Source organism: uncultured Methylibium sp. (assembly GCF_902826655.1).
Taxonomy (GTDB): Bacteria; Pseudomonadota; Gammaproteobacteria; order Burkholderiales; family Burkholderiaceae_C; genus Methylibium.
Map to the genome: position 1 here is coordinate 35,472 of NZ_CADEFR010000029.1, position 6,583 is coordinate 42,054.

6 protein-coding genes are annotated in these 6,583 nt (G+C 71.6%); 5 read left to right on the forward strand and 1 reads right to left on the reverse strand.

Features of this window, described 5'->3' with window-relative positions; all coding sequences use genetic code 11:
- Positions 1–15 precede the first annotated feature (15 nt).
- Positions 16–1,629 carry an iron ABC transporter permease gene (locus QZV97_RS12820; protein ID WP_295642528.1) on the reverse strand — a complete coding sequence of 538 codons (1,614 nt, stop codon included), beginning with the start codon at positions 1,627–1,629 and terminating at the stop codon, positions 16–18.
- Positions 1,630–1,724: 95 nt separating this feature from the next.
- Between QZV97_RS12820 and QZV97_RS12825 the strand changes: the two genes are divergently transcribed.
- From QZV97_RS12825 to QZV97_RS12845, 5 genes are all read left to right on the forward strand, one after another.
- Positions 1,725–2,828, forward strand: coding sequence for an ABC transporter ATP-binding protein (locus QZV97_RS12825; protein WP_295642532.1), 1,104 nt, complete (start codon positions 1,725–1,727; stop codon positions 2,826–2,828).
- Positions 2,829–2,953: 125 nt separating this feature from the next.
- Positions 2,954–4,390, forward strand: coding sequence for a S41 family peptidase (locus tag QZV97_RS12830; RefSeq protein ID WP_295642535.1), 1,437 nt, complete (start codon positions 2,954–2,956; stop codon positions 4,388–4,390).
- A gap of 73 nt (positions 4,391–4,463) precedes the next feature.
- Positions 4,464–5,216 (forward strand): HesA/MoeB/ThiF family protein, encoded by a 753-nt coding sequence (locus QZV97_RS12835; protein ID WP_295642538.1) that lies wholly within the window; start codon positions 4,464–4,466, stop codon positions 5,214–5,216.
- A 32-nt stretch (positions 5,217–5,248) separates the two neighbouring features.
- Positions 5,249–6,154 (forward strand): TIGR00730 family Rossman fold protein, encoded by a 906-nt coding sequence (locus QZV97_RS12840; protein ID WP_295642542.1) that lies wholly within the window; start codon positions 5,249–5,251, stop codon positions 6,152–6,154.
- A gap of 5 nt (positions 6,155–6,159) precedes the next feature.
- A partial coding sequence (locus QZV97_RS12845) for an arginase family protein (protein WP_295642545.1) occupies positions 6,160–6,583 on the forward strand: 424 nt, incomplete at its 3' end.

The following is a 6,583-nucleotide window of genomic DNA, read 5'->3' on the forward strand; positions in this document are numbered from 1 at the left end:
CGCCGGTCCGGGCACTCAGCGGGCGCGCATCGCGCGGCTCAGCAGCACCACCGGGATCAGCCCGACCAGCACGATCGCCAGCGAGGGCAGCGCGGCCTCGGCCAGGCGCTCGTCGCGCGCGAACTGGTAGGCGACGACCGCGAGCGTGTCGCTGTCGAAGGGCCGCAGCACCAGCGTCGCCGGCAGTTCCTTCATCACGTCGACGAAGACCAGCAGCGCCGCGGCCAGCGCCGAGCGTGTCAGCAGCGGCGCATGCACGCCGAAGAACAGCCGCCGCGCGCCGGCACCGAGCGTGCGCGCGGTGTCGTCGAAGCTGACCGGGATGCGCGCATAGCCGGCCTCGACCGACTGCAGCGCCACCGCCGAAAAGCGCACCAGGTAGGCAAACAACAGGCCCGCGATGCTGCCGGTGGCCGCCAGCGTGACCCAGCCGGCCGCCGCCGACCCCGGCGCCGCGGCCTGCACCCAGCCGACCGGCAGCAGCAGCCCGACGGCGATCACCGCGCCCGGCACCGCGTAGCCCAGCGACACCAGCCGCGCCAGCGGCGGCAGCGCGCCCCCCGCGCGGCTGCGCAGCAGAAAGCCCAGCAGCACCGCGAGCGCCACGGCCGCCAGCGCCGCCAGGGTCGCCAGCTGGAGGCTGGTCCAGGCCCAGCCGGAGAAGCGCTCCCAGGGCAGCCCGAACTCGCCATGGAGGGCTTCGCGCCACACCGCGCGCAGCAGCACCGCGACCGGCAGAACGAAGCCCAGCAGCACCGGCAGCGCACACAGCAGCACGGCCAGCAGCGCCTGGCGCCCGCGCAGCCGGACCGGGCGCGCTTCGCGCTCGGACGCGCCGCCCCGCGCGCTGGCATAGCGCAAGCGCGCCTGGGCGCGCCGCTCGGCCCACAGCAGCACCGCCACGATCGCCAGCAGCAGCGTCGCCAGCTGGGCGGCCGCGATGCGGTCGTCCATGGCGAGCCAGGCCTTGTAGATGCCGGTGGTGAAGGTCGTCAGGCCGAAATAGGAACCGACGCCGTAGTCGGCCAGCGTCTCCATCAGCGCCAGCGCCACGCCCGCCGCCAGCGCCGGCCGCGCCAGCGGCAGGGCCACCGTGCGCACGCGCCGGCCCAGCCCGGCGCCCAGCAGCCGGGCGGCTTCCATCAGGTGCAGGCCGCGTTCGACCAGGGCACCGCGGGTCAGCAGGTAGACGTACGGATACAGCGCCAGCGTGAACAGCACGATCGCGCCCGGCAGGCTGCGCACGTCCGGCCACAGCGGCCCCTGGGCTCCGGTCAGGTCGCGCAGCGCAGTCTGCAGCGGGCCGCTGTACTGAAGGAAGTCGGTGCTCGCATAGGCCAGCACGTAGGCGGGCATCGCCAGCGGCAGCAGCAGCGCCCACTCGAAGACGCGACGGCCCGGAAAGTCGAACAGCGTCACCGCTGCGGCGGTCGCCCCGCCCAGCAGCGCGACGCCGATCGCCACCCCGGCCGCCAGCACCAGCGAACTGAACGCATAGCCCGGCAGCACCGTGGCCGCCTGGTGGCGCAGCAGTTCCCAGGTCTGGGCCTGCGGCGTCAGCCAGGCGCCCAGCACGCCGACCAGCGGCAAGGCCAGCAGGATGCACAGGACGATGGCGAGACGGCGCATGCCAGCTCAGCCGCCGCCGCAGCGCCGGCTGCACTCGGCAAGGGCAATATGAATACGAACGACTTTCATTTGAAATCAATTCGTATCATAGGGCGATGCTGCTGGCGCTCGATCAGGTCTCGATCCGCTACACCGCCGCTCACCCCGGCGGCGGTGAGCGCGCGGCCGTCGACGCGGTGTCGTTCGGCCTGGCCCAGGGCGAGATCGGCGTGCTGATCGGCCCGTCGGGCTGCGGCAAGACCTCGCTGCTGCGCGCCGTGGCGGGCCTGGAGCCGCTGGCCGGCGGGCGGATCACGCTGGGCGACGAGGTGCTGGGCGATGCCGCGACCGGCCGCCACCTCGCCCCCGAGGCGCGCCGCATCGGCATGGTGTTCCAGGACTACGCGCTGTTCCCGCACCTGACCGTGGCGCAGAACGTGGCCTTCGGCGTCGCCGAGCTGCCCCGCGCCCGGCGCGACGAGCGCGTGGCCGAGCTGCTGGACCTGGTCGGCCTGGCCGCGGCCGCGAAGCGCGCGCCGCACCAGCTGTCGGGCGGGCAGCAGCAGCGCATCGCGCTGGCGCGGGCGCTGGCGCCGTCGCCCCGCCTGCTGCTGCTCGACGAGCCCTTCTCCAGCCTTGACGTCGACCTGCGCGAGCGCCTGGCCCAGGAACTGCGCGCCATCCTCAAGCAGACCGGCACGACCGCGCTGTTCGTGACCCACGACCAGCTCGAGGCCTTCGCGCTCGGCGACACGATCGGCGTCATGCACCGCGGCCGGCTGGAGCAGTGGGACCAGGCCTACCAGCTGTACCACCGCCCGGCGACCCGCTTCGTGGCCGATTTCATCGGCCACGGCGTCTTCACGCCGGCCCGCATCGTCGAGGGCGACCACGGCGGCGGCCCGCAGGTGCGCACCCCGCTGGGCGACCTGCGCGACGTCGGCGAGTGTCCGATGCCGGCGGCCTATCCCGACGGCGAGTGCGAGGTGCTGCTGCGCGCCGACGACATCGTCCACGACGACGCCTCGCCGGTGAAGGCGCGCATCGAGCGCAAGGCCTTCCGCGGCTCGGAGTTTCTTTACACCTTGCAACTGGCCAGCGGCGAGCGCGTGCTGGCCCACGTGCCCTCGCACCACGACCACCAGCTCGGCGAGTGGATCGGCATCCGCGCCGAGGTGGACCACGTCGTGACCTTCCCCCGCCAGCCCGCGCCGGGCTGAGCCGGCGTCCGGACGTGAAGGCGTGCAAAGCCCTCGCTTGCACGCAACTTTCGGCACTCGCCCACGCTCATAGCCGGGGCCCAGTCCTATACTGGGTCGACCTTGCTGAAAGGACGCGGGACGTCATGGGTGGAAAGACGAAAGTGGCGGGCTGGCTGGCCCTCGGTGCCGTCGCCGGCGCGTTGACCACGATGCAGCTGACGGCGATCGCGCGCAACACCACCGGCGCCCTGCCGCTGGAAGAGTTGCAGCAGCTCGCGGCGGTCTTCGGCATGGTCAAGAGCGACTACGTCGAGCCGGTCGACGAGAAGAAGCTGATCACCGACGCCATCGGCGGCATGGTGGCCGGCCTCGACCCGCACTCCCAGTACTTCGACAAGAAGACCTTCAAGGAATTCCGCGAAGGCACCAGCGGCCGCTTCGTCGGGGTCGGCATCGAGATCGGCATGGAAGACGGCCTGGTCAAGGTGCAGACGCCGATCGAGGGCTCGCCGGCCTTCCGCGCCGGCATCAAGAGCGGCGACCTGATCACCAAGATCGACGACACCTTCGTCAAGGGCCTGACGATGGACCAGGCCGTCAAGAAGATGCGCGGCGAGCCCAACACCAAGGTGCTGCTGCAGGTCTTCCGCAAGGACGAGAACCGCAGCTTCCCGGTGACGATCACGCGCGAGGAGATCCGCGTCCAGAGCGTGCGCTCGCGCATGGTCGAGCCCGGCTACGGCTGGCTGCGCGTCAGCCAGTTCCAGGACCGCACCGTCGAGGACTTCGCGGTCAAGCTGGGCGAGCTGTACAAGCAGGACCCCAACCTGAAGGGCATCGTGCTCGACCTGCGCAACGATCCGGGCGGCCTGCTCGAGGCCTCGGTCGCCATCTCGTCGGTGTTCCTGCCCAAGGACGTGGTGGTCGTGTCGACCAACGGCCAGATCGCCGAGTCCAAGCAGGTCTTCAAGGCCAACGCCGAGTTCTACGCCCGCCGCGGCAGCGACCCGCTGAAGAAGCTGCCCGAGGCGCTGAAGTCGGTACCGCTGGTCGTGCTGGTCAACGAAGGGTCGGCCTCGGCCAGCGAGATCGTCGCCGGCGCGCTGCAGGACCACAAGCGCGCCACGATCATGGGCGCGCAGACCTTCGGCAAGGGCTCGGTGCAGACGGTGCGCCAGCTGTCGCCCGACACCGCGCTCAAGATCACCACGGCGCGCTACTACACGCCCAGCGGCGCCTCGATCCAGGCCAAGGGCATCGTGCCCGACGTGTGGCTCGACGAGACCGCGGAAGGCACCATCTTCGGCAGCCTGCGGGCCCGCGAGGCCGACCTCGAGAAGCACATCTCCAGCGGCCAGGGCGCCGAGATCAAGGACACCGCGCGCGAGAAGGCCCGCGAAGAAGCCCTGAAGAAGCTCGAGGAAGCCAACGGCAAGGACAAGGCCCCCAAGCCGCTGCCCGAGTTCGGCAGCGCCGAGGACTTCCCGCTGCAGCAGGCGCTCAACCGCCTGAAGGGCAAGACGGTGGTCGCGTCGAAGACGCAGACCGAGCGCAAGCCCGAGGACACCAAGACCAACTGACGCGACCCCTGCGTCGTGCCGGAAAGCCCGCTACGGCGGGCTTTCTGCCTGGTGCGCCCGCTATGCTTGCCGCATGGACGACGACCAGCTGCTGCGCTACAGCCGCCACATCCTGCTCGACGAGATCGGCGTCGAAGGCCAGCAGCGCCTGCTCGATGGCCACGCGCTCGTCATCGGCGCCGGCGGGCTGGGGTCGCCGGCGCTGCTGTACCTGGGCACGGCCGGCGTCGGCCGCATCACCGTCGTCGATCACGACGAGGTCGACCTGACCAACCTGCAGCGCCAGATCGTGCACGACCTTGCCCGCGTCGGCACGCCGAAGGCCCGGTCGGCGGCGCGCAGCATCGCAGCCATCAATCCCGAGGTGCGCGTGCAGGCGCTGGTCGAGCGCGCCGACGCCGCCCGGCTGGACGTGCTGGTGCGCGAAGCCGACGTCGTGCTGGACTGCAGCGACAACTTCGCGACCCGCCACGCCGTCAACCGGGCCTGCGTCGCGCACCGCAAGCCGCTGGTGGCGGGCGCGGCGATCCGCTTCGACGGGCAGATCTCCGTCTACGACCCGCGCAGCGCGGCGAGCCCCTGCTACGCCTGCCTCTTCCCCGAGGACGCCGGCTTCGAGGAGGTGGCCTGCGCGACCATGGGCGTGTTCGCGCCGCTGGTCGGCATCGTCGGCAGCATGCAGGCCGCCGAGGCCCTGAAGCTGCTGGCCGGCGTCGGCCCCAGCCTGGCCGGGCGACTGCAGATGCTCGACGGCCGCGCGATGGAGTGGACCGAGATCCGCGTCGCGCGGCGTCCCGACTGCCCGGTCTGCGGCAACCCTCACTGAATCGCCGCCACCGCGGCGCGACGAGCCGAATCATGGAAGAACCCCTCGACGATCTGCGCGCGCGCAATTTCCCGTCGGCCCAGGAAGACGTGGCCGCGGTCACGCCCGCCTCGCGCTATGCAGGCCCCGAGAGCGCCTACCGTCTGGCCTTCGACGACACCGACTTCCTGCTGCGCGAGGAACTGCGGCCCGTGCGCATGCAGCTCGAGCTGCTCAAGCCCGAGCTGGTGCAGCGCGAACACGGCATCGAGTCGACGATCGTCATCTTCGGCAGCGCGCGCATCGCGCCGCAGGACCTCGCTGCCCGGCGCCTGGCCGAGGCCGAGGCCGGCGGCGACGAGCCGGCGCTGCAGCGCGCCCGCATGGCGCTCGCGATGTCGCACCACTACGAGGAAGCGCGGCGCTTCGCGAGCATGGTCACGACCGCCTCGCGGCGCCTCGAGCATCCGATCGCCGTCGTCACCGGCGGCGGCCCCGGCGTCATGGAGGCCGGCAACCGCGGCGCCTTCGAGGCCGGCGGGCCGAGCATCGGCCTGAACATCGTGCTGCCGCACGAGCAGGCGCCCAACGACTACATCACGCCGGAGCTGTGCTTCCAGTTCCACTACTTCGCGCTGCGCAAGATGCACTTCCTGATGCGCGCGATCGCGCTGGTGTGCTTTCCGGGCGGCTTCGGCACGCTCGACGAGATGTTCGAGGCGCTGACGCTGATGCAGACCGGCAAGGTGCGGCGGCGCCCGGTGCTGCTCGTCAGCCGCGAGTTCTGGACCCGCCTGATCGACTTCGACCTGCTGGTCGGCACCGGCATGATCTCGGCCGAGGACCTGAAGCTCTTCCACTTCGTCGAGAGCGCCGAGGAAGCCTGGGGCCTGATCGAGCGACACTACGGCCTGGACGCCCCCGACACCCAGACGGGGCGCTTCGCCGAGGACATGTGACCGACATGAGCACGACGACGAAGATCTCGCTGGTCGGCGCACCGACCGACATCGGCGCCGGTGCGCGCGGCGCCTCGATGGGCCCGGAGGCGCTGCGCGTCGCCGGCCTCCAGGCGGCGCTCGAAGGCCACGGCCTCGAGGTCGTCGACCGCGGCAACCTGATCGGCCCGCGCAACCCCTGGCAGCCGCCGGTGGACGGCTACCGCCACCTGCCCGAGGTCGTGGCCTGGAACCAGGCCGTTCACGAAGCGATGTACGCGGAGCTCGCGCTCGGCCGCCTGCCGGTGCTGCTGGGCGGCGATCACTGCCTGGGCATCGGCAGCATCAGCGCCGTCGCGCGCCATTGCCGCGAGGCCGGCCGCAAGCTGCGCGTGCTGTGGCTCGACGCGCATGCCGACTTCAACACCAACGTGCTCACGCCCAGCGGCA